At 51.8% G+C, this 326-nt stretch carries 1 protein-coding gene; it reads right to left on the bottom strand.

Annotated elements, in window-relative coordinates:
• Positions 1-326: SDR family oxidoreductase (locus VF709_RS24975; RefSeq protein WP_440232484.1), on the bottom strand; the 326-nt coding region annotated here is incomplete at both ends.

The following is a 326-nucleotide window of genomic DNA, read 5'->3' as shown; positions in this document are numbered from 1 at the left end:
AGCGAATAGTATTGGCCACATCCTCAGCAGAAAGCACAACACCGCCCATATCCTGTTTCCATGCCTGGTAACCAGACTTGATTTCTTCATCAGTGGTATGGCTCAACAATGCCGTTTCCACGGCCCCTGGCGCGATAGTGATAACCCTGACGCCGTGTGGGGCCAGTTCTTCACGAAGATTCTCGGAAATACCGTGCACAGCAAATTTCGTCCCTACATAAGCAACATGGTTCGGAAACGTTTTACGTCCTGCCACTGAGCTGATATTGATAATGGTGCCACGTTTACGGCCCACCATACCTGCCGCCACGGCATGCACACCGTTC

Source organism: Enterobacter sp. Lyrl_3, from assembly GCF_051948675.1.
Classification (GTDB): Bacteria; Pseudomonadota; Gammaproteobacteria; order Enterobacterales; family Enterobacteriaceae; genus Enterobacter; species Enterobacter cloacae.
Note: the sequence above shows the minus strand (reverse complement) of the source record. Positions and strands in the feature narration are given on the sequence as shown.